The sequence below is a fragment of the Actinokineospora sp. PR83 genome (genome assembly GCF_021056305.1).
GTDB lineage: Bacteria > Actinomycetota > Actinomycetes > Mycobacteriales > Pseudonocardiaceae > Actinokineospora > Actinokineospora spheciospongiae.
Genome location: NZ_JAJCXD010000085.1, coordinates 26,742 through 48,106 on the forward strand (window position 1 = coordinate 26,742; position 21,365 = coordinate 48,106).

Consider the following 21,365-nt stretch of genomic DNA (forward strand, 5'->3'; position numbering starts at 1 on the left):
GGGCCGCGCGGGGGCCCGGTGCACCATCAGGGGGTGGCTGAACAGCAGGTCCCGACCCGTCTCGTGTTCCGCGTGCCCGGCATCGCGGTGCTCGCCGCGCTGCTGCTGGCGATCTGCGCCACACCGGTGGCCGCCGCCGCGCCGTACCTGCTGTGGATCTACCTGATCCCGGTCGCGTCGATCGTGTGGGTGCTGCGGGTGCGCACGGTGGCCGACACCGATGGCCTCGTCGCCCACACCCTGACCGGGTCGCGCCGGGTGCCGTGGCGGCTGCTGCGCGGCCTGCGGCTGACCGGGAAGGCGGGGGTGACCGCGGTGCTCGACGACGACACCGAGGTGGCCCTGCCGCAGGTCCGGGTGCGGCACCTGCCCGCGCTGTCGTTCATCAGCGGCGGCCTCGTCCCGGACCCGACCGAGCGCGTGCCGGAACCGGATGCCGAACCCGCCGAGGTGGTCGAGGAACCGGTGGACGAGCGCGCCCCCGTGGTCGAGGCGGCGGATCCGGGCGCCGCGCGGGGCGAGCGGGCGGCCGGACCGGAGTAACCTGTCGGGTACCGCTCCCCGCACCGACGACCGCCGACCCGGCCGCCGTCCCCGTTTTGGTCACCCGAGTACTGACGAGATCTGGAGGAGCCGTGCCAGCGCTGCGCTCCCGCACCACCACCCACGGCCGCAACGCCGCCGGAGCCCGGTCCCTGTGGCGTGCCACGGGCATGACCGACAGCGACTTCGGCAAGCCCATCGTGGCCATCGCCAACTCCTACACCCAGTTCGTGCCGGGGCACGTGCACCTGCGCGACCTCGGCGACATCGTGGCCGAGGGCGTCCGCGCGGCGGGCGGGGTGCCCAGGGAGTTCCACACCATCGCCGTGGACGACGGCATCGCCATGGGCCACAGCGGCATGCTCTACTCGCTGCCCTCGCGGGAGGTCATCGCCGACGCGGTGGAGTACATGGTCAACGCCCACCAGGCGGACGCGATCGTGTGCATCTCCAACTGCGACAAGATCACCCCGGGGATGCTCAACGCGGCCATGCGGCTCAACGTCCCGGTGGTGTTCGTCTCCGGCGGGCCGATGGAGGCGGGCAAGGCGGTCATCGTCGACGGCGTCGCGCACCCCGCGTCGGACCTGGTCACCGCCATCTCCGCCTCGGCCAACAGCGGGGTCGACGACGCCGCGCTCGACCTGGTCGAGCGCTCGGCCTGCCCGACCTGCGGGTCCTGCTCCGGCATGTTCACCGCGAACTCGATGAACTGCCTGACCGAGGCGCTGGGCCTGGCCCTGCCCGGCAACGGCTCCACGCTGGCCACCCACGCCGCCCGCCGCACCCTGTTCGAGCAGGCGGGCCGGACCGTGGTCGAGCTGTGCAAGCGCTGGTACGAGCAGGACGACGAGACGGCGCTGCCGCGCAGCATCGCCAACCGCAAGGCGTTCGAGAACGCGATGGCGCTGGACATGGCCATGGGCGGGTCCACCAACACCGTGCTGCACATCCTCGCCGCGGCGCAGGAGGGCGAGATCGACTTCACCCTCGCCGACATCGACGCGATCTCGCGGCGGGTGCCCTGCCTGTCCAAGGTCGCGCCGAACTCCGACTACCACATGGAGGACGTGCACCGGGCCGGTGGCATCCCCGCCATCCTGGGCGAGCTGTGGCGCGGCGGGCTGCTCAACACCGACGTGCACACCGTGCACAGCGCCACCATCGAGGAGTGGCTGGGCGCGTGGGACATCCGCGCCGAGTCGCCGTCGGAGGCCGCGATCGAGCTGTTCCACGCCGCCCCGGGCGGGGTGCGCACCACGCAGGCGTTCTCCACGCAGAACCGCTGGTCGTCGCTGGACACCGACGCGGTGAACGGCTGCGTGCACGACGTCGAGCACGCCCACACCGCCGAGGGCGGCCTCGCGGTGCTGCACGGCAACCTGGCCGAGCGCGGCGCGGTGATCAAGTCCGCGGGCATCGACGAGGAGCTGTTCACCTTCCAGGGCCCGGCCAGGGTGGTGGAGAGCCAGGAGGAGGCCGTGTCGGTCATCCTCAACAAGGTCGTCCAGCCGGGTGAGGTGCTGGTGATCCGCTACGAGGGCCCGGCGGGCGGGCCGGGGATGCAGGAGATGCTGCACCCGACCGCGTACCTCAAGGGCACCGGCCTGGGCAAGAAGTGCGCGCTGGTCACCGACGGCCGCTTCTCCGGCGGCACGTCCGGCCTGTCCATCGGCCACGTCTCCCCGGAGGCGGCGGGCGGCGGCACCATCGGCCTGGTCGAGGACGGTGACCAGATCCGCATCGACGTGCACGCCCGCGCGCTGGAGCTGCTGGTGGAGCCCGCGGTGCTGGCCGAGCGCCGGGCGAAGATGGACGCCAGCGAGCGCCCGTGGCAGCCGGTCGACCGGGACCGCCCGGTGACCAGCGCGCTGCGCGCCTACGCGCGGATGGCCACCGACGCCTCCACCGGCGCGGTGCGCGACCCGTCGAAGTAGTCGGCGAAGACGTGAAAAGGGCCGCACCCCGAGGGGTGCGGCCCTTTTTTCGTGGCGCTCCTACCGCAGGACCACCAGGGTCACCACGGACAGCCCGGCGGCGATGAGCAGGAAGACGAACCCGAACGCGGGGGCCCGGCGGAACCACGGGGTGTTGCGGTCGAGGGAGATCTTGCCCGCGCCCGCGAACAGCAGCGCGAACGCGGCGGCGGCGTAGAGCACCTCCAGCTCCACCGCGCCGACGAACTCCCGCGGCTCGACCTTGATCCAGATCGCGTTGGCCATGACGCCCAGCACGCCCGCCGCGGCGGCGGGGGTGAACAGGCCCAGGATGAGCAGCGCGCCCGCGCCCAGCTCGGTGCAACCGGTGACCCAGGCCAGCAGGGTGGTCTGCTGGAAGCCCTGCGTGCCGAGGAATTCGGCGAACCCGCCGATGCCGGGGCCGCCCATCAGCCCGAACACCTTCTGCAGGCCGTGCGCGAGGATCAGCGCGCCGAGGGTCACCCGCAGCACGAACAGCGCGAGGTCCGCGCCGAAGTGCCACTCGTGCGGCTCCCTGGCGGGCTTGCGCTCCTCGGGGTAGACCTCGTCGTGCGGGGCCTGGAACGCGGCCGTGGCCCCGTCGTCGTAGGCGACCTTGTCGTAGCCGGGCCCGGACGTCTTCGACTCCGAGGTCCGGTAGAAGTCATCGGTGCTCACGGGCCGGACACTAAACGATGGCGGAGCCCGGTGCCCACCAGGCCGCCGATTCCCGCCTGCCCGACCTGACCTCGCCTTTCGTCCACTTCCCGGTCGGGTTCACCGCTCCCGGGAGGACAGGAACGCGGTCAGTAATCGCCCCGCACGAGGTTCTGCGGCTTGTCGCCCGCCACGAACCGGGCGACCTGCTCGGCCACGACCCGGTAGGCGCGCTCGCGGTGCCCGGTGCAGCTCCCCGCCACGTGCGGGGTCAGCAGCAGGCCCGGCGCCGACCACAGCGGGTGGCCCTCGGGCAGCGGCTCGGGGTCGGTGACGTCCAGCGCGGCGCGCAGCCGCCCGGAGGTCAGCTCGGCCAGCAGGGCGCCGGTGTCCACGACCGGGCCCCTGGCGACGTTCACCAGCACCGCGCCGTCGGGCATCCTGGCCAGGAACCCCGCGTCGACCATGCCCGTGGTGGCGGGCGTGTGCGGGACGACCAGCACCACCGCGTCGTGCTCGGGCAGCAGCCCCGGCAGCTCCGCGAGCGCCCGCACCCCGGGCCGGGCGGAGGTGGCGACCAGGGTGACCGAGGCGTCGAAGGCGAGCAGGCGCCGCTCAAGCTGCCTGCCCAGGTCACCCGCGCCGATGACCAGCACCCGCTTGTCCTGGAGGGTCTCGGTGACGTGCGTGGTCCACCGCCCGGCGCGCTGCGCGTCGACGAAGCCCACCAGGTCCCGGTAGACGGTCAGCAGGGCGCCGACGACCCACTCGGCGGAGCTGCCGCCGTGCGCGCCGCGGCAGGTGGAGAGCATCACGTGGTCGGGCAGCCTGCCGATCCAGGCGTCGGCGCCGGTGGTGAGCAACTGCACCAGCTTCAGCCTGGGCAGCGCCGCCACGAGTCCGGCCTGGTCGGCGGTGAGGAAGTCGGGCACCAGCACCTCGGCGTCGGCCGCCTCCGGGGGCAGGTCGGCCCCCGCGGCGTAGCGGACCGCCCGGACGCCGTCGAGGGCGCCGAGGGCGGCCAGTCCCTGCTCGTCCGGTACCAGAACGGTGGTTGTCACAGCGCACACAGTAAGCGCAGGCGGCGCGCGGTGCGGCAGACTCGGTTCCCGTGCGCGAACACGACGTCCTCTCCGCCGACGGCACCCGCGTCCGCGGCTGGCACACCGACTCCACCGGGCCGGTCGTGCTGCTGTGCCCCGGTCTGGGCACCATCCCCGAGGCATGGCCCGCCCTGCTGCTGCCGGACTCCGGCGTGCGGGTGCTGAGCTGGTACCACCGGGGGACGATGGGCTCGGACCGCCCGGCCGACGAGAGCCGGATCACCCTCGCCGACCACGTCGCCGACGCGCTCGCGGTGCTGGACGCGGCGGGCGTCAAGCGGTGCGTGGTGATGGGCTGGTCGATGGGTGTGATGGTCGCCACGGAGCTGGCCCGGCGCTACCCCGAACGGGTGTCCGGGCTGATGCTCGCCGCGGGGGTGCCCGGCGACATGTTCGGCGCGCTGCTCGGGGTGGCCGGGGTTCCCCGGCCGGTCGGGCGGGCCCTGGGGCTGCTGGCCGCGCACGCGGTCAAGGGGTTGGGCCCGCTGGTCGACGCGGTGCTGCACCGGGTGCCGGTGAACCGCGCCACGGCGACGCTGCTCCAGCACACCGGTTTCATGCTGCCCGGCGGGGCGGACGCGGACGAGGTGGCCGAGGCGGTGCGCCGCTTCCTGGGCCACGACTCGCGCTGGTACGTCACCCTGGCGTTGGCCCTGGCCGACGTGCCGGAGCGGGACCTGACCGGCATCGGCGTCCCGGTGACCGTGCTGGTGGGCAAGTACGACGTCGTCGCCGACCCCCGGCGCGCCCTGGATTCGGTGGCCGGGCTGCCGCACGCGCGGACCAGGGTGGTGCCGACCAGCCACTTCATGCCGCTGGAGGCGCCGGAGGTGATCGTGTCGGAACTGGGGATGCTGGTGCGCCGGGTGGCCGCGGTGGAGCGGGCCAGGGCCGACGCGGACCCCACCGCGCTCACCCCGGGTTCACGACCCCCCGCCTAGGGTCGGTGAGCATGTCCGGTATGCCGCGCGGGTCCCGCGTGCTCGCGGCCTCGACCGCGGCGGCGGCACTGCTGCTGTCCTCGTGCGCCTCCTTCACCGACCAACCCGCGCCAGGCAACTGGTCGGAAGCGCCCCAGCTGAGCCCGCAGGCCGCCCCCGACCCCCAGGAGGGGGGCGCCGGAGGCGGCGGCGGCCAGGGCGGCGGGGCACCGAGCGGCCCGCAGACCTCCGTCCCCCCACCGGACGGCTGCAAGGACTTCCACGACTCGGTGCTGGCCACCTGCCTGGACACGCTGATGGCCGTGGCCGCCCTCCCCGGCGACGGCACCAACCCCACCGCCCTGGTCGGCGAGCGCACCACCGGCCGCGTCCTGCTGGTCCGCAAGGACGCCGAACCCGCCGTCTTCGCCACCATCCCGGTCGACGGCACGGGCGACGGCGGCCTCACCGGCCTGGCCCTGTCCCCCACCTACGCCGAAGACCAGCTCGTCTTCGCCTACGTCACCACCCCCACCGACAACCGCGTGGTCCGGATCGCCCCCGGCGACACCCCCAAACCGGTCCTCACCGGCATCCCGCGCGGCACCACCGGCAACCGCGGCTCCCTGGCCAACGACCACAGGGGCGCCCTGCTGCTCGCCACCGGCACCGCGGGCAGCCCCACGGCGGCGGCCGACCCGGCGTCGCTGGCGGGCAAGGTCCTGCGCCTCACCGGCGAGGGCAAGCCCGCCGCGGACAACCCCACCCCGGGCAGCCTGGTCCTGGCCGCGGGCCTGGTCTCCCCCGGCGGCGTCTGCGCGTCCCTGGACGGTTCGCGGACCTGGGTCACCGACCGCACCCCGACCGCCGACGTGATCTACAAGGTGGAAGCGGGCAAACCCCTGGGCACCCCCGCCTGGAAGTGGACCGACCGCCCGGGCGTGGCGGGCTGCGCGGCCACGAGCCAACTCCTCTGGGTCGCCATGTCCACCGCGGGCCACCTGCAGAGCCTCCCCCAGGCCCCGGACGGCTCCTTCACCGGCAAACCCGTGATCTCCTTCGCCGACACCGAGGGCTACGGCCGCGTCGACGGCCTGGACCTGATGACCGACCAGGTGGCAGTCGCGGGCACGGTCAACAAGCGCGGCGGCACCCCCGTCTCCAGCGACGACCGCGCCGTGGCGATCCTCGTCCAACCCCAGGCGGGCGGCGGCGGGGTCGACTAGGCCGGCCACCCGCAACCCCACCATGCGCAGCCGCTGACACCCCACCCCACAAACCGCCGCCTCCGGCGGCCCGCCACCCGCAACCCCACCAAGGCGCAGCGAAAACCAGCCACTCCCGCAACCGCAGGCCCGGCTACGAAAATGCCCGGGTGGGCGGATCTGCTCGGGTGGGGGTGCCGATCATGTGCAAGCCTGCCCGGGCTGTGGGGCATCTCTTCAGCCCCACTCGGTCACACTGGGCACATGATCGCTGTAGGGGCCCCGCCCGAGCAGATCCACCCACCCGGGCACGCCCCCGAAAATCCCGGGCTTTGAGACGCCGCCGAACAGTCGGGCACCCGCACGAGGAAGGGCCGGTCTCCCGTGCGGAGACCGGCCCTTCCGCCACACCGCTCAGACCCCGCAGCGCTCCAGGACCAGCTCGCGCACCCGCTTCGCGTCCGCCTGCCCCCGAGTCGCCTTCATCACCGCGCCGACGATGGCACCGGCGGCGGCGACCTTCCCGTCCCGGATCTTGTCCGCGACGTCCGGCTGGGCCGCCAACGCCTCGTCCACCGCCGCGTACAGCGCCGAGTCGTCCGAGACGACCTTCAACCCGCGCGACTCCACGACCTGCTCGGGCTCGCCCTCACCCGCCAGCACCCCGTCCACCACGGACCGGGCCAGCTTGTTGGTCAGCGACCCGTCGGCGACCAGCGCGATGACCTTGGCGACCTGGGCCGGGGTGATGGGCAGGTCGGCCAGTTCCACGCCCCGGGTGTTCGCCGACTGCGCCAGGTACGACACCCACCACGACCGGGCCTCACCCGAGGGGGCGCCCGCCGCGACGGTGGCCGCGACCAGGTCGACCGCCCCGGCGTTGACCAGGTCGCGCAGCTCCGCGTCCGACAGCGACCACTCCGCCTGCACCCGCCGACGGCGCTCCTCGGGCGGTTCGGGCATGGTGCCGCGCAGTTGCTCGACCCACTCCCGCGACGGCGCGATCGGCACCAGGTCGGGCTCCGGGAAGTACCGGTAGTCCTCCGAGGTCTCCTTGGCCCGGCCCGCGCGGGTCGTGCCGGAGACCTCCTCGAAGTGCCGGGTCTCCTGGCGGATGGTGCCGCCCTCGACCAGGATGGCCGCCTGGCGGGTCATCTCGTGCCGCACCGCCCGCTCGACGCTGCGCAGCGAGTTGACGTTCTTGGTCTCGGTGCGGGTGCCGAACTCGGTGGCGCCCTTGGCCATCAGCGACACGTTCGCGTCGCAGCGCAGCGAACCCTGGTCCATCCGCACGTCCGACACGTCGAGCGCCTGGAGCAGCTCGCGCAGGGTGCGCACGTAGGCGCGGGCGACCTCCGGGGCCCGGGCGCCGGTGCCCTCGATCGTCTTGGTGACGATCTCGACCAGCGGCACGCCCGCCCGGTTGAAGTCCAGCAGCGAGTGGTCGGCGCCGTGGATGCGGCCGGTGGCCCCGCCCACGTGCAGCGACTTGCCGGTGTCCTCCTCCATGTGCGCGCGCTCGATCTCCACCCGCACGACCTCGCCGTCGTCCAGCGTCACGTCGAGCCAGCCATTGAAGGCGATCGGCTCGTCGTACTGCGAGGTCTGGAAGTTCTTCGGCATGTCCGGGTAGAAGTAGTTCTTCCGCGCGAAGCGGCACCACTCGGCGATCTCGCAGTTGAGCGCGAGGCCGATCCGGATGGCCGACTCCACCGCCGCCCCGTTGACCACCGGCAGCGCCCCCGGCATCCCCAGGCACACCTGGCACACCTGGGTGTTGGGCTCCCCGCCGAAGGTGGTGGGGCAACCGCAGAACATCTTGGTGTTCGTGGACAGCTCCACGTGGACCTCAAGGCCCAGGACCGGGTCGAACCGCTCCAGCACCTCGTCGTAGTCCATCAGTTCGACGACCGCTGTCACTTGCCGCTCCGCAGCGCGCGGACCGCGATGAGCACGCCGGTGATCGCGGCGATGCCCCCGGCCAGCGCGTTGAGCAGTGCGAGCTTGTCGTTGTCGGCGCGGGCGTTCTTGAGCCCGTTGACGGCGCTGGAAGCCGCGGCGACGGAGCCGACGATGCCGAACACGCCCTTGACCTTCTTCGGAGCAGCCATCACACGACCTCCAGTTCGGGAACACGGTGGATTACAGAGCCGCCCTGCGCGGCGTCGCGGGCGGCCTCGTAGGCGGCGGCCACCCGGTAGCCCCGGTGGTCTTGCAGTGCCGGGGAGAAAACCTGGAGCCCCACGGGGAGGCCGTCGTCGGCGGAGAGCCCGCTGGGGACGCTGATCGCCGCGTTGCCCGCCATGTTCGACGGGATGGTGCACAGGTCGACCTGGTACATGGCCACCGGGTCGTCGACCCGCTCGCCGATGCGGAACGCGGTCACCGGGCTGGTCGGGCTGAGGAGCACGTCCGCCCGCGCGAACGCGGCGTCGAACTCCCGCGCCACCAGGGTGCGCACCTTCTGCGCCGAGCCGTAGTAGGCGTCGTAGTACCCGGCCGACAGCGCGTAGGTGCCGATCATGATGCGCCGCTTGACCTCGGGGCCGAACCCGGCCTCGCGGGTCAGCGACATGACCTCCTCGGCGCTGTGCGAGCCGTCGTCACCCACCCGCAGGCCGTAGCGCATCGCGTCGAACCTGGCCAGGTTCGACGACGCCTCGCTCGGCGCGATCAGGTAGTAGGCGGCCAGCGCCAGGTCGAAGCTCGGGCAGGACACCTCGACGACCTCGGCGCCCAGCTCGCGGAGCTGCGCCACGGCCGCCTCGAACGAGGCCAGCACGCCGGGCTGGTGGCCCTCGCCGACCAGCTCGCGCACCACGCCGACCTTGACGCCGCGCAGGTCGCCGTCGGCCCCTTCGCGGGCCGCGGCCAGCACCGGCGGCACGGGCGCGTCGATGGAGGTGGAGTCCAGCGGGTCGTGCCCGGCGATGACCTCGTGCAGCAGCGCCGCGTCCAGCACGGTGCGCGCGCACGGGCCCGCCTGGTCGAACGAGGACGCGTAGGCGACCAGGCCGTGCCGGGAGACGGTGCCGTAGGTGGGCTTGACGCCCACGGTGCCGGTCATCGCCCCGGGCTGGCGGATGGAGCCGCCGGTGTCGGTGCCGATGGCCAGCGGCGCCTCGAACGCGGCCAGCGCCGCGGCCGAACCGCCGCCGGAGCCGCCGGGGATGCGGTCGAGGTCCCACGGGTTGCGGGTGGGGCCGTAGGCGGAGTTCTCGGTGGAGGACCCCATGGCGAACTCGTCCATGTTGGTCTTGCCGAGGATCACCAGGCCCGCGTCCAGCAGCTTGCGGGTGACCGTGGCGTCGTACGGCGCGTGCCAGCCCTCCAGCAGCTTCGACCCGCAGGTCGTCGGCGAGCCCTGGGTGGTCAGCACGTCCTTGACCGCGATCGGCACCCCGGCCAGCGGGGACGCCGGGGCGCGGCCCGCGGCCACGGCCTCGTCGACGGCCTTCGCGGCCTGGAGCGCGCGCTCGCCGTCGACGTGCAGGAAGGCGTGCACGGCGGGGTCCACCGCGGCGATCCGGTCGAGGTGGGCCTGCGTGGCCTGCACCGAGGAGACCTCCCCGGCGTGGATCTTCGCCGCCAGCTCGGCGGCGGGGAGGCGGATCAGGTCGCTCATGCCTCTTCTCCCAGGATGCGGGGAACGCGGAAGCGGCCGTCCTCGGCGGCGGGGGCCGCGGCGAGCGCCTGCTGCGGGGTCAGCCCGGGGCGGACCACGTCGCTGCGGAACACGTTGGTCAGCGGGACGGCGTGCGACATCGGCGGGACGTCCTGGTCGGCGACCTGCCCGACCTTGGCGACCGCCTGCACGATCTTCTCTAGCTGACCCGCGAACAGGTCGAGTTCTTCTTCGGTGACGGCCAACCGGGCCAGTCGGGCGAGGTGTTCGACCTCGCTGCGGGAAATGCTGGGCACTCGACGAACCCCCGGGGTTGTCTGCGTTGCGGTGTGCGTTCGGTCTGGGCAGCGGCGCTGCTCGGGTCCGCCACGCCGGGAGAGGTCCCGACCTGACCACGAGAGTCTATTTCGCGGGTCGCGGAACGCCCGCACGGGTTGTTCCCCGGCGGCCGGGGTGCTAGACCGGTCCCCCGATACCGCGATCCGGTCCGCCCGGACGCGCGTGACCTGGTCTGCGACAATCGGCGATCGGCGTAGGGCGTGGGCGGCAGGGTTCCGCGCACCGAGTGGGTAGCGGGAGGCGTTCGCCTTGTCGTTCCTGATCCGGGTCCAGCTACCGGACAGCCCAGGCACCCTGGGGGCGGTCGCCACCGCCCTCGGGGCGATCGGGGCCGACATCCTCAGCGTGGACGTGGTCGAGCGCGTCGGCGGGGTCGCCATCGACGACCTCGTCGTCGAACTCCCCGGCGGCAGGCTCCCGGACGTCCTCATCACCGCGGCCGAGTCCATCGAGGGCGTCGAGGTCGACGCGGTGCGCCCGTACGCGGGGGTGCTGGACACCCACCGCGAGCTGGAACTGGTCGAGGACGTCGCCGCCGAGCCGAAGAACGGGCTGGCGATCTTCACCGAGGGCGTGCCGAAGATCGTCCGCGCGGGCTGGGCGCTGGTGGTCGGCACCGACTCGGGCGGGGCGAAGCTGGCCGCCTCCACGGCCGCGCCGAACATCGAGCGGCTGGAGCTGCCGTTCATGCCGCTGGCCAGGGCCACGGTGCTCGACGGCGAGGAGTCGTGGGTGCCGGACACGTGGCGGGAGCTGGGGACGGAACTGGCGGCCACGCCGCTGGGCAAGCCGGACCGGGTGCTGCTGGTGGGGCGGCCGGGTGGGCCGATGTTCCGCGCCGCCGAGGTGGCCCGGCTGGCCCACCTGGCGGGCATCGTCGCGGTGGTCCTGCCGGACTGAGGCCGTGCCCCCGAGGTTGTCCTCGCCGACCCGGAGGAAGACATCCGCGAGGTCGGCTCCCCGGGGTAGCGTCACCGCGTGGAGGCCACGATCGAGGACGTCCGGCGGCTGCGCCTGCGCACGTTCCTGCGCGGGTGCGACGACCTGCGCGCGCCCGGCGATTTCACCGTGCCCGAGGCGGTCGCCACCACCGCGGTGCGCGGCCTGCTCCGCCGGGGCTGGGGGGTCGTCCTCGTCGGTGCGACGGCTTTCCTGGTCTTCGTCACCGGCGCGTCGCTCTCCATCGACAGGTACGACCGCCTCATGGCCGAGGGCGCCACCGCCGAAGCCGTCGTCATCGACACCCGAGCGGGTTTCCGCGGCCCCGGCTCCGTGGACGTCCGCTACACCGTCGACGGCGCGGAACGCACGCGGACGATGAACCTCCACGACGAGAGCCCCCACCTGGTCCCGGGCGACAGGATCACCGTCCACTTCGACCCAGCCGCCCCGGACGACGTCGTCGCCGAGGACATCACCAACGACAACGCCTGGTTCACCTGGCTGTTCGCGTTCGCGTTCATCGCGTGGGTCTTCCTGCTGCCCACGGGCCTGATCGCCGTGGGCCGCTGGGGTCTGCGCACCCGTTCCCTGCGCCGCGGCGGCTGGCAGCGCGGGCACGTCGAGGCCGACCAGGGGCGCGTGCACCGCATCAGCTTCCCGGGCGCGGACACGCCCCTCCTGGTCAGAACCACCCGGCCGGTGGAGGCGGGCATCCCCCGGGAGTTCCGCACCGGCAGCGTCCTCGTCGGCGGTGCGGGCAGGCACCGCACGCTCGTGTTCGAGAGCGGCCCGGTCCTCGTCGCCGCCGAGACCACGGGCTGAATCGCGCACCCGGTGACAACGCGCCAACCGACGAGCCCTACCGGGGCGTGTCCGCGACGAAGGCGATCAGGCGCACCTCGGGGCCGGGGCTCCAGTCCCGGTCGGGGAGGCGGGTGAAGCCGAGGCGTTCGTAGAGGCGGTGGGCGGGGGCCATCTTCGACGACGTGCACAGGACCACCCGGGGCAGGGCGAGTTCACGGGCGCGGGCGAAGACCGCTCGGACGAGTTGTTCACCCACCCCGCGCCCCCGGGCCTCGACGCCGACGGCGAGCATCCGGAACTCCAGTTCGCCCTCGCGGGAGATCTCGGCGTAGGGGGTGCCGGGGAGGGCGATGGTCACCGTGCCCAGCATGGTGCCGGTGCCGTCCACCGCGACCAGCAGTTCGGCCGCGCGCATCCGGGAGTCGGCGTCGGCGAGGTGTTGGGCGTAGCCGGTGGTGGAGCCGTCGATGTAGCCGTCGGCCTGGTAGGCCTCGGTGGTGAGGGTGCTCACCCGGTCCAGTTCGTCCACCCGCGCTGGTCTGACGGACACGTCGCCCAACTCGACCACCAACTCCTCCGGTTGTGCTGTTGTCCTGCTCCACGCCCGGCGGGCCGAGTCGGTTCAGCCGGGTGGGCGCTCCCCGCCGCGGCGGGGAGCGCTCGTCGGGACGTACCCCGTCCGGGGGTTTCTCCTCGGGTGGTGGCCTACTCCGCCTCAACGGGATCGGCCGCCGGGGCGTTCCCGGTGGCGGTCTTCACGGCGGCTGGCGGTTTCCCGGTGGGCTCCTCCACCACCGGCTCCCCCACCGGCGACTCCTCCGCCGCCTGCTCCCCCGCCGACCGATCGTCCGACGGCTGGTCTTCCGCGGGTGGGGCGGCCTTGGGCTTGCGCTTGGCGGGCTTGCGCTTGGGCTTCTCCTCGGCGGCGGTTTCCTCCTCGACGGGGGCGTCGGGGTCGCCGATGGTGGCCACGGCGGCGGCGGCCTCGGGGCCGTCCGCCAGCAGGACGGCGAAGCCCTGTTCGTCCAGAACGGGGACCTTGAGCTGCATGGCCTTGTCGTGCTTGGAGCCGGGGGCCTCGCCGACGACGACGAAGGCCGTCTTCTTCGAGACCGAGCCGGAGGCCTTGCCGCCGCGGCTGACGATGGCCTCCTTGGCCTCGTCGCGGGAGAAGCCGTCGAGGCTGCCGGTGACGACGATGGACAGGCCCTCCAGGGTGCGCGGGGTGGAGTCGTCGCGCTCCTCGACCATGCGGACGCCCGCGGCCCGCCACTTCTCCACCACGTCGAGGTGCCAGTCGACCTCGAACCACTCGCGCACCGAGGCGGCGATGGCGGGGCCGACCCCCTCCGCGTCGGCGAGGGCCTGCTCGTCGGCGTCGGCGATGGCCTGGATGGAGCCGAACTCGCGGGCCAGGGCGCGGGCGGCGGTCGGGCCGACGTGCCGGATGGACAGCGCCACCAGCACCTTCCACAGGGGACGGTCCTTGGCCGCATCCAGGTTGGCCACCAGCTTGCGGCCGTTGGCCGACAGCTCGCCCGCCTTGGTGCGGAACAGCTCCACCTCGGAGAGCTGGTCCTCGTCGAGGGTGAACACGTCGCCCTCGTCGGTGATCACGCCGGAGGACAGCAGCGCGCCGGCGGCCTCGTAGCCGAGCACCTCGATGTCGAACGCGCCGCGACCGGCCAGGTGGAACAGCCGCTCCCGCAGCTGCGCCGGGCAGGAGCGGGCGTTGGGGCAGCGGATGTCGGCGTCGCCGTCCTTCTCGTGGCGCAGGGTGGTGCCGCACTCCGGGCACTCGGTGGGCATGACGAACGGGCGCGCGTCGGCCGGGCGGGCGTCCACGACCGGGCCGAGGACCTCGGGGATCACGTCACCCGCCTTGCGGATGACCACCCGGTCGCCGATGAGCACGCCCTTGCGCTCGACCTCGGAGGCGTTGTGCAGGGTGGCCAGCTCGACGGTGGACCCGGCGACCTTGACCGGGGTCATCACCGCGTACGGGGTGACCCGGCCGGTGCGGCCGACGTTGACCCGGATGTCGAGCAGGGTGGTGGTGGCCTCCTCCGGCGGGTACTTGAAGGCGATCGCCCAGCGCGGGGCGCGGGAGGTGGTGCCCAGGCGCCGTTGCAGCGACACCTCGTCGACCTTGACGACCACGCCGTCGATCTCGTGCTCGGCGTCGTGGCGGTGCTCGCCCCAGTAGCGGATGTGCTCGGCCAGCCCCTCGGGGTCGGTGATGACCCTGGTGTGGGTGGAGACCGGCAGCCCCCAGGCCGCCAGCGCCCGGTAGGACTCCGACTGCGCGGTCGGCTCGAAGCCCGCGCGCTTGCCCAGGCCGTGGCAGATCATCCGCAGCGGCCTGCTCGCGGTGATCTTGGGGTCCTTCTGCCGCAGCGACCCGGCCGCGGTGTTGCGCGGGTTGGCGAACGGCGGCTTGCCCGCCTCCACCAGCCGGGCGTTGAGCTCGGTGAAGTCCTCCACCCGGAAGAACACCTCGCCGCGCACCTCGACCAGCTCCGGAACCGGGAACTCGTCGGTGCCGGTGAGCCGCTCGGGCACGTCGCGCATGGTGCGCACGTTGAGCGTGACGTCCTCGCCGGTGCGGCCGTCGCCCCTGGTCAGCGCCCGGACCAGCCGCCCGTTCCGGTAGAGCAGGTTGATCGCCAGGCCGTCGATCTTCAGCTCGCACAGGTAGTGCGCGGCGTCGCCGACCTCCTTGCGCACCCGGTCGACCCAGGACCCCAGCTCGTCCATGTCGAAGGCGTTGTCCAGGCTGAGCATCCGCTCCAGGTGGTCGACCGCGGCGAACTCGGTGGAGAAGGTGCCGCCGACCCGCTGGGTCGGCGACTCCGGGGTGACCAGCGACGGGTGCCGCTCCTCGATGCCCGCCAGCTCCAGCAGCAGCGCGTCGAACTCGCCGTCGGTGATCGTCGGCGAGTCGCGCACGTAGTAGGCGAACTGGTGGCCCAGCAGCTCCTCGCTCAGCGCGGCGTGCCGCTCGCGGACGTCGGTGGGCACGTCCTCGACGCCCTCGACGCTGTCCGCGGCCTCGGCGGCGGTGGTTTGCGGCAGGTCCTGATCAACTCCGGTCACGCGAACAGACTATCGACAGGGTCCGACAATCCGCGTGCTCAGCCGTCCAGGGTGTCGACGAGTCTGCGCAGCTCAAGCAGGTCGATGCTGTCCTCGGGCTCGACGTCGGCGGCCTCGACGCGGCGCAGCCGGGCGCCCGCCACGCGCTCGCCCAGGGTGGCGTCCAGCGGCAGGAAGGTCATCGCCGCCCGGGAGGCCGGGTCGAGCACGGCCAGCACCGGGTGGTGCACCGCCACGTCGACCAGCCCCGCCGCCCGGTCGACCTGGGCGTGCACCCGGATGTCGGCGAGGGCGACCCGGTGCCGCCCGAGGTTCACCGTCACCCCGGTCGGGTCGGGCACCGGGGGCACCGAGTCGTGGAACTCCCAGATCGCGGTGTCCGGCGGCGCGGCGGCCTTCCACGCGTCGGTGACGGGGCGCAGCAGCGGGTCCTCCTGGCCGGACACCACGAACGAGTAGATGGACCGGTGCCCGCGGTCGAGGGAGAAGTGCAGGTCCGGGTGCAGGGCGGCGACCAGCTCGCACAGCGCGTTCTCCACCCGGTTGGGTTCGTTGTCGCCCAGGGCGGCGGAGATCTCGGGCAGCAGCTCGTGCCAGTCCGCCCAGAACCGCGCCGCGGCCACCGCCGGGTCCGGGGTCGGCTGCGGCGTGGGCTCGGGTGCTGTGCGGCGGAACCACTTCATGCCCCGAGTATCCCCGGATCACCCCTTGCCGGGGCGCACATCCATGACGTCGGCGGTGTTCAAGCGCTTGCCGACAACACGACCCGGTACTCCTCCGCGATCACCTCGTGGGGGCAGCCCTCGTCCTCTTCGCCCTCCGGTGCTGACCAGGAAACCCCACCCGCTCGAACTCCACACCCTGATCGACAAGGCGGCCATCCGGCGCCGACTCCGCGGGACGGCGGCGTGGCGCGAGCAGTGGGACCACCTGCTCACCATGTCCGAGGCCGAGAACATCACGATCCAAGCCTTGCCTCTCGCGGCCGGGGCCTACGAAACGATGGTCGGTCAACTCCTCATCCTGAGCTCCCCCGGAGCAGAACAGCGAGGCCCCTCCCGGAACAACCCGGAAGGGGCCTCTCCGTGCCGGTGAGCGCCTCAGCGTCCGCGCAGGGCGGCGGTGAGCACGTCGTGGTTGAGGGTGGCGATGGTTTCCAGGGGGATTCCCTTGGGGCAGACCAGGGTGCATTCACCCGTCTGTGTGCAACCGCCGAAGCCGAGGGCATCCTGGGCGGTGAGCATGTCCTCGGCCCGGGACAGCCGCTCCGGTTGGCCCTGCGGCAGCAGCCCGAGGTGGGTGGCCTTGGCGGCGGTGAACAGCATCGGCGACCCGTTGGGGCAGGCCGCCACGCAGGCGCCGCAGCCGATGCAGGCGGCGGCGGTGAACGCGGCGTCGGCGTCGGCCTTGGGGATGGGCACGGCGTGCGCGTCCGGGGCGGCACCGGCCGGGGCGCTGATGTAGCCGCCCGCCTCCACGATCCGGTCCAGCGCGGAGCGGTCCACCACCAGGTCGCGCACCACCGGGAAGGGCGCGGCCCGCCACGGCTCCACCACGATCGGCTCGGCCGGGTCGAAGTGGCGCATGTGCAGTTGGCAGGTGGTGGTGGCGCGCTCGGGGCCGTGCGCGACGCCGTCGATCATCAGGCCGCACATGCCGCAGATGCCCTCGCGGCAGTCGTGGTCGAAGGCCACCGGCTCCTCGCCGTCGAGGACCAGGCGCTCGTTGAGGACGTCCAGCATCTCCAGGAACGACATGTCCGGGCTGATCCCGTCGACGTCGTAGTCCACCAGCCCGCCCGATTCCTCGGGGCCGCGCTGGCGCCAGACCCGCAGCGTGTACCTCACTTGTAGCTCCTCACACTCGGTCGGACGGCGGTGAACTCCAGGTGTTCGCGGTGCAGCACCGGGGCGCCGCCGGTGTGCTCCCAGGCGGCGACGTAGGAGAACGCGTCGTCGTCGCGGCGGGCGTCGCCCTCGGCGGTCTGCGACTCCACCCGGAAGTGGCCGCCGCAGGACTCGGTGCGGTGCAGGGCGTCCAGGCACATCAGCTCGGCCAGTTCGAGGAAGTCGGCCACCCGGCCCGCCTTCTCCAATTCCTGGTTGAGCCGCCCGCCCGCACCGGTCACCTTGACCCGCCGCCAGAACTCCGCGCGCAACTGCGGGATCTGCTCCAGGGCCTTGCGCAGGCCCTCCTCGCTGCGCTCCATCCCGCACAGCTCCCACATGAGCCTGCCCAGTTCGCGGTGGAACGACTCGGCCGTGCGGTCGCCGTCCACCGCCAGCAGCGCGGCGATGCCCTGGCGCACCTCGTCCTCGGCGTCCTCGACGGCGGCGGGTGACACCGGCCCGAACGGGGCGTCGGCGAGGTAGTCGCCGATGACGGCGGGGAGGACGAAGTAGCCGTCCGCCAAGCCCTGCATGAGCGCGCTCGCGCCGAGCCGGTTGGCGCCGTGGTCGGAGAAGTTGGCCTCACCGATGACGAACAGGCCGGGGATGGTGCTGCGCAGGTCGTAGTCGACCCAGAGGCCGCCCATCGTGTAGTGCACGGCCGGGTAGATGCGCATGGGGACCTCGTAGGGGTCCTCGTCGGTGATGCGCTGGTACATCTCGAAGAGGTTCCCGTAGCGGGCGGACACGGTGTCGCGGCCCAGGCGCTCGATCGCCTCGGCGAAGTCCAGGTAGACACCCAGGCCGCCCGGCCCCACGCCCCGCCCGGCGTCGCACACGGTCTTGGCGGCCCGGGAGGCGATGTCGCGGGGGACGAGGTTGCCGAAACCGGGGTAGAGGCGTTCGAGGTAGTAGTCGCGCTCCCCCTCGGGGATGTCGCGCGGGGCACGCGGATCACCGGCCCGCACGGGGACCCAGACCCGCCCGTCGTTGCGCAGCGACTCGCTCATCAGGGTCAGCTTGGACTGGTGGTCGCCGCTGACCGGGATGCACGTGGGGTGGATCTGGGTGTAGCACGGGTTCGCGAACAGGGCGCCCTTCTTGTGCGCGCGCCAGATCGCGGTGGTGTTGCAGCCCTTGGCGTTGGTGGACAGGTGGAAGACGTTGCCGTAGCCGCCCGTGGCGAGCACCACGGCGTCGGCGAGGTGGGTGGTCACCTCACCGGAGACCAGGTCCCGCACGACCACCCCCCGCGCGCGGCCGTCGTCGACGACCAGGTCGAGCATCTCGGTGCGGGGGTGCATCCGCACGGTGCCCGCGTGGATCTGCCGGGAGAGCGCCTGGTAGGCGCCCAGGAGCAACTGCTGCCCGGTCTGCCCCCGCGCGTAGAACGTCCGGGAGACCTGGGCGCCGCCGAAGGAACGGGTGTCCAGGAGGCCGCCGTACTCGCGGGCGAACGGGACGCCCTGGGCCACGCACTGGTCGATGATCTGGGTGCTGACCTGGGCGAGCCGGTGGACGTTGGACTCACGGGAGCGGAAGTCGCCGCCCTTGACGGTGTCGTGGAAGAGGCGGTGCACGCTGTCGCCGTCACCGGCGTAGTTCTTGGCGGCGTTGATCCCCCCTTGCGCGGCGATGCTGTGCGCGCGGCGGGGGCTGTCCTGGTAGCAGAAGGACAGGACGTTGTAACCGAGTTCGCCCAGGGTCGCGGCGGCCGAACCGCCCGCGAGGCCGGTGCCGACGACGATCACCGTCAGCTTGCGCCGGTTGGCCGGGTTGACCAGCCGGGCGGCGAACCGCCGCCGCTCCCAGCGGGTCTCCAGCGGGCCGTCCGGGGCCCGGGTGTCGGCGATCGGCTCGCCCTCGGTGTAGTCGGAGTGGGACTCGGAGTGGAACATGGTCACCTCACGATTCCGAAGAGGACGCCGAACGGGACGACCAGGAAGCCGACCGTGATCACGACCGCCACGCCCAGCGCGGTCCCCCGCACGGCGGCGGCCCGGCGGGCGCTGGCCACGCCGAGGCTGCGCAGCGCGCTGAACAGCCCGTGCCGCAGGTGGAACCCCAGCGCCACCACGGCCAGGGTGTAGGCGAGCACCACGTACCAGCGCTGGAAGTCGGCCACGACGTTGGCGTGGATCGCCCCCTCGACGCCGTTCGGGTTGAGCACGCCCGCGGTCAGGTCGAGCAGGTGGTAGACCACGAACAGGGCGATGATCACCCCACCCCACCGCATGGTCCGCGCGGCGTAGCTCCCCTGCACCCTGGGCCTGCGCGCGTAGGAGACCGGCCGCGCCTTCCGCGCCCGCCGCGCGAGCTGGACCGCGGCCACCATGTGCAGCACGACTGCGAGCAGGAGCACGACCCGCACCACCCACAGGAACCCGCCGTAGCCGAGGACCGGGGACAGGAACTCCCGCAGGAACACCCCGTAGTCGTCGAGCGCCCCGGCCCCCGCGAACGCCTTGAGGTTCCCCACCATGTGCGCGACGACGTAGAGGAAGAGGATCGCCCCGGACACGGCCATGACGGCCTTCTTGCCCACCGTCGACGACCACACCCGCCCCGCGGTAGACCGCCGAACCCGTTGCGGCGCCGGGGTTCCCGGCGCGGTGCTGACTGCCATGCCGCCAACGTAGGAGCGGCCCCACAAGTCGTCCAATATATGAATACGCTGGACACGATAGCCTCAGGCTATGACGTTGCAGCAGCTCGCATACTTCCTGGCAGTGGCCGAGACCCGCCACTTCACCCGGGCCGCCGAGCGCGCGCGTGTGGCACAGCCCTCACTGAGCAAGCAGATCCACAGCCTCGAAGCCGAACTGGGCGCCCCCCTGTTCAACCGGGCCCGCGGCAACGTCACCCTCACCGCCGCCGGGGAGGCCCTCCTCCCCGTCGCCAAGCGCATCCTGTCCGACGTGGACACCGCCCGCCTGGAGGTCGCGGAACTGGTCGGCCTGCGCCGGGGCCGCATCCGCCTCGGCGCCACCCCCAGCGTCTGCGTCGGCGTCCTCGCCGACGTCCTGCGCACCTTCCACGACGCGTACCCGGGGGTGCGGCTGGTGGTCGAGGAGGGCGGCTCCCGCGACCTGACCGCGGCCCTGCTCGGCGGCGAACTGGACCTCGCCCTGGTGATCGTCCCCCCGCAGGGCATCGACCCGGCCCTGACCTCCACCCCGATCCTGCGCGAACACCTCGTGGTCGCCTCGGCCGCCGACGCCACCCCGCTGCCCGCGGCGGTGCCCCTGGACTACCTGCGGGACCGGCCGATGGTGATGTTCCGCGTGGGCTACGACCTGCGGGAAACCACCCTGCACGCGTGCCGCGCCGCCGGGTTCGAACCGCTGTTCGCGGTGGAGGGCGGGGAGATGGACGCGGTGCTGCGGTTCGTCGAAGCCGGACTGGGACTTGCGATCGTGCCCAGCCTGGTGCTGCCCGGGCGGCCGTGGCTGCGGGCCACCCCGCTGGCGGGGGCGGGGATCCGGCGGACGGTGGCCCTGGCGCACCGGACGGACGTGCCGCCCACGGCGGCGGCCCGGGCGTTCCGGTCGGTGCTGCTGGGACACCTGGACGGACTGGTGGCGGCGGGGGCGCTGCCGGTGGGCGTGGAACCACTGCGCTGACGCCCACCCACCACGGGCAGGTCGTCCTTGCCGTTGACGAACCGACCTCGTTCGGAGAGCACCACCCCGGCGGTGCTCTCGACGAGTTCCTCGGCGCTGCCGATGGCCAGGGCGGGTGGTCCAGGACGCTGCCGGGGTGACCCGCCGCGTGGCCGTCGCGGCACCGGAGTCGTGGAGGCGCCGCAGGCTGGGGTCGTCCGTCCGGAGGGGCTGCCGCATGGCCGCTGAGCGCAGGCTCGCCCCGACCTGCGCGACCCGCCACCTCACGCACACCCCCCGACCCGCCACCTCGATCAGCGATCACGTCAGCGTGGGACGAGGCGACCACCACAACCGAACCCCCTCCGCCGATCCCGCCCGGTGGGCGTGGCGGTGGCAGAACCCGCCACCGCCACGCCCGGACAGCGACGAACCACCCATCGAGGCGTATTCATTGAGGCGCACCACACTTCCGTCCCCCGGCCGATCATCGACTGGTACGTTCGGCCGAGTGGGGGGATCACCGACCAGCGCGCACCGGCGGCGGAGCGCGCTCACCCGTGTCCTCGTCACGGTCGCTGTCGCCCTCCTGATGGTCTGTTGCCCGATCGGGGACGGCGTCCCCACCACGCACCCCGCCGCGGCCCCGACCGGTTGGCACCAGGACTGCGGGACCTCCGGG

The 21,365-nt window shown here is 73.0% G+C and carries 20 protein-coding genes; 8 read left to right on the forward strand and 12 right to left on the reverse strand.

Features of this window, described 5'->3' with window-relative positions:
- Nucleotides 1-33: 33 nt before the first annotated feature.
- Both L6E12_RS34550 and ilvD read left to right on the forward strand, forming a co-directional pair.
- Nucleotides 34-543 carry a PH domain-containing protein gene (locus L6E12_RS34550; protein ID WP_236230776.1) on the forward strand — a complete coding sequence of 170 codons (510 nt, stop codon included), beginning with the start codon at nucleotides 34-36 and terminating at the stop codon, nucleotides 541-543.
- Between the two features lie 92 nt (nucleotides 544-635).
- Complete coding sequence (gene ilvD / locus L6E12_RS27230; RefSeq protein ID WP_236230777.1) at nucleotides 636-2,480, forward strand: dihydroxy-acid dehydratase; 1,845 nt, start codon at nucleotides 636-638, stop codon at nucleotides 2,478-2,480.
- A gap of 60 nt (nucleotides 2,481-2,540) precedes the next feature.
- Here the strand turns inward: ilvD and L6E12_RS34555 are convergent, their stop codons facing one another.
- Nucleotides 2,541-3,179, reverse strand: coding sequence for a DoxX family protein (locus tag L6E12_RS34555; protein ID WP_236230778.1), 639 nt, complete (start codon nucleotides 3,177-3,179; stop codon nucleotides 2,541-2,543).
- Nucleotides 3,180-3,307: 128 nt separating this feature from the next.
- Entirely contained in the window at nucleotides 3,308-4,228 is a 921-nt protein-coding gene (locus tag L6E12_RS27240; protein WP_236230779.1) for a 2-hydroxyacid dehydrogenase, read from the reverse strand.
- Nucleotides 4,229-4,269: 41 nt separating this feature from the next.
- Here L6E12_RS27240 and L6E12_RS27245 point away from each other — a divergent pair, with 41 nt between their 5' ends.
- Both L6E12_RS27245 and L6E12_RS27250 read left to right on the forward strand, forming a co-directional pair.
- Nucleotides 4,270-5,202, forward strand: a complete 933-nt coding sequence (locus L6E12_RS27245) for an alpha/beta fold hydrolase (protein WP_236230780.1) — start codon at nucleotides 4,270-4,272, stop codon at nucleotides 5,200-5,202.
- 11 nt (nucleotides 5,203-5,213) lie between these two features.
- Complete coding sequence (locus L6E12_RS27250; protein ID WP_374201952.1) at nucleotides 5,214-6,407, forward strand: sorbosone dehydrogenase family protein; 1,194 nt, start codon at nucleotides 5,214-5,216, stop codon at nucleotides 6,405-6,407.
- A gap of 393 nt (nucleotides 6,408-6,800) precedes the next feature.
- Here L6E12_RS27250 and gatB read toward each other — a convergent pair whose 3' ends face one another.
- Genes gatB through gatC form a run of 4 tightly spaced genes read right to left on the reverse strand, consistent with a single transcriptional unit; the run spans nucleotide 6,801 to nucleotide 10,307 of the window.
- Entirely contained in the window at nucleotides 6,801-8,306 is a 1,506-nt protein-coding gene (gene gatB, locus L6E12_RS27255; RefSeq protein WP_236230781.1) for an Asp-tRNA(Asn)/Glu-tRNA(Gln) amidotransferase subunit GatB, read from the reverse strand.
- Nucleotides 8,303-8,497 (reverse strand): hypothetical protein, encoded by a 195-nt coding sequence (locus L6E12_RS27260; RefSeq protein WP_236230782.1) that lies wholly within the window; start codon nucleotides 8,495-8,497, stop codon nucleotides 8,303-8,305. Before L6E12_RS27260 ends, gatB begins: the two co-directional genes overlap by 4 nt.
- Nucleotides 8,497-10,011, reverse strand: coding sequence for an Asp-tRNA(Asn)/Glu-tRNA(Gln) amidotransferase subunit GatA (gene gatA, locus L6E12_RS27265; protein ID WP_236230783.1), 1,515 nt, complete (start codon nucleotides 10,009-10,011; stop codon nucleotides 8,497-8,499). Before gatA ends, L6E12_RS27260 begins: the two co-directional genes overlap by 1 nt.
- Entirely contained in the window at nucleotides 10,008-10,307 is a 300-nt protein-coding gene (gene gatC, locus L6E12_RS27270) for an Asp-tRNA(Asn)/Glu-tRNA(Gln) amidotransferase subunit GatC (RefSeq protein WP_236230784.1), read from the reverse strand. The genes gatA and gatC overlap by 4 nt, the downstream gene beginning before the upstream one ends.
- Before the next feature lie 292 nt (nucleotides 10,308-10,599).
- Between gatC and L6E12_RS27275 the strand changes: the two genes are divergently transcribed.
- Both L6E12_RS27275 and L6E12_RS27280 read left to right on the forward strand, forming a co-directional pair.
- Nucleotides 10,600-11,250: an amino acid-binding protein gene (locus L6E12_RS27275; RefSeq protein WP_236230785.1), complete on the forward strand. Its 651-nt coding sequence runs from the start codon at nucleotides 10,600-10,602 to the stop codon at nucleotides 11,248-11,250.
- A gap of 78 nt (nucleotides 11,251-11,328) precedes the next feature.
- Entirely contained in the window at nucleotides 11,329-12,114 is a 786-nt protein-coding gene (locus L6E12_RS27280) for a DUF3592 domain-containing protein (RefSeq protein ID WP_236230786.1), read from the forward strand.
- Nucleotides 12,115-12,151: 37 nt separating this feature from the next.
- Here the strand turns inward: L6E12_RS27280 and L6E12_RS27285 are convergent, their stop codons facing one another.
- The 3 genes from L6E12_RS27285 to L6E12_RS27295 all read right to left on the reverse strand — a co-directional run bounded on the left by L6E12_RS27285 (nucleotide 12,152) and on the right by L6E12_RS27295 (nucleotide 15,875).
- The gene (locus L6E12_RS27285; RefSeq protein WP_236230823.1) at nucleotides 12,152-12,655 is read right to left on the reverse strand and encodes a GNAT family N-acetyltransferase; all 504 of its coding nucleotides are present in this window, start codon (nucleotides 12,653-12,655) and stop codon (nucleotides 12,152-12,154) included.
- 146 nt (nucleotides 12,656-12,801) lie between these two features.
- A complete protein-coding gene (ligA, locus tag L6E12_RS27290) occupies nucleotides 12,802-15,171 on the reverse strand; it encodes an NAD-dependent DNA ligase LigA (RefSeq protein ID WP_236230824.1) in 2,370 nt (789 codons plus the stop codon).
- Nucleotides 15,172-15,230: 59 nt separating this feature from the next.
- Complete coding sequence (locus L6E12_RS27295) at nucleotides 15,231-15,875, reverse strand: hypothetical protein (protein WP_236230787.1); 645 nt, start codon at nucleotides 15,873-15,875, stop codon at nucleotides 15,231-15,233.
- A gap of 43 nt (nucleotides 15,876-15,918) precedes the next feature.
- Between L6E12_RS27295 and L6E12_RS35810 the strand changes: the two genes are divergently transcribed.
- Nucleotides 15,919-16,287 (forward strand): Scr1 family TA system antitoxin-like transcriptional regulator, encoded by a 369-nt coding sequence (locus tag L6E12_RS35810; protein ID WP_374201953.1) that lies wholly within the window; start codon nucleotides 15,919-15,921, stop codon nucleotides 16,285-16,287.
- 5 nt (nucleotides 16,288-16,292) lie between these two features.
- On the opposite strand, the gene L6E12_RS27300 is transcribed toward L6E12_RS35810, so the two are convergent.
- Genes L6E12_RS27300 through L6E12_RS27310 form a run of 3 tightly spaced genes read right to left on the reverse strand, consistent with a single transcriptional unit; the run spans nucleotide 16,293 to nucleotide 19,707 of the window.
- Nucleotides 16,293-17,039 (reverse strand): succinate dehydrogenase/fumarate reductase iron-sulfur subunit, encoded by a 747-nt coding sequence (locus L6E12_RS27300; RefSeq protein ID WP_236230788.1) that lies wholly within the window; start codon nucleotides 17,037-17,039, stop codon nucleotides 16,293-16,295.
- On the reverse strand, nucleotides 17,036-18,979 hold the full coding sequence (locus L6E12_RS27305) for a fumarate reductase/succinate dehydrogenase flavoprotein subunit (RefSeq protein WP_236230825.1): 1,944 nt from the start codon (nucleotides 18,977-18,979) through the stop codon (nucleotides 17,036-17,038). Before L6E12_RS27305 ends, L6E12_RS27300 begins: the two co-directional genes overlap by 4 nt.
- 2 nt (nucleotides 18,980-18,981) lie before the next feature.
- Nucleotides 18,982-19,707: a succinate dehydrogenase cytochrome b subunit gene (locus tag L6E12_RS27310; RefSeq protein ID WP_236230789.1), complete on the reverse strand. Its 726-nt coding sequence runs from the start codon at nucleotides 19,705-19,707 to the stop codon at nucleotides 18,982-18,984.
- A gap of 70 nt (nucleotides 19,708-19,777) precedes the next feature.
- On the opposite strand from L6E12_RS27310, the gene L6E12_RS27315 reads away from it, so the two are divergent.
- Nucleotides 19,778-20,704 carry a LysR family transcriptional regulator gene (locus tag L6E12_RS27315; RefSeq protein ID WP_236230790.1) on the forward strand — a complete coding sequence of 309 codons (927 nt, stop codon included), beginning with the start codon at nucleotides 19,778-19,780 and terminating at the stop codon, nucleotides 20,702-20,704.
- The last annotated feature ends 661 nt before the right edge of the window (nucleotides 20,705-21,365 follow it).

What these genes read in the sequence shown, in the direction of transcription:
- L6E12_RS27295 (WP_236230787.1), bottom strand. Translation starts at nt 15,875, where the DNA reads ATGAAGTGGTTCCGCCGCACAGCACCCGAGCCCACGCCGCAGCCGACC.
- L6E12_RS27250 (WP_374201952.1), top strand. Translation starts at nt 5,214, where the DNA reads ATGTCCGGTATGCCGCGCGGGTCCCGCGTGCTCGCGGCCTCGACCGCG.
- L6E12_RS27260 (WP_236230782.1), bottom strand. Translation starts at nt 8,497, where the DNA reads ATGGCTGCTCCGAAGAAGGTCAAGGGCGTGTTCGGCATCGTCGGCTCC.
- L6E12_RS27315 (WP_236230790.1), top strand. Translation starts at nt 19,778, where the DNA reads ATGACGTTGCAGCAGCTCGCATACTTCCTGGCAGTGGCCGAGACCCGC.
- L6E12_RS35810 (WP_374201953.1), top strand. Translation starts at nt 15,919, where the DNA reads ATGACGTCGGCGGTGTTCAAGCGCTTGCCGACAACACGACCCGGTACT.
- L6E12_RS27310 (WP_236230789.1), bottom strand. Translation starts at nt 19,707, where the DNA reads ATGGCAGTCAGCACCGCGCCGGGAACCCCGGCGCCGCAACGGGTTCGG.
- L6E12_RS27305 (WP_236230825.1), bottom strand. Translation starts at nt 18,979, where the DNA reads ATGTTCCACTCCGAGTCCCACTCCGACTACACCGAGGGCGAGCCGATC.
- gatA (WP_236230783.1), bottom strand. Translation starts at nt 10,011, where the DNA reads ATGAGCGACCTGATCCGCCTCCCCGCCGCCGAGCTGGCGGCGAAGATC.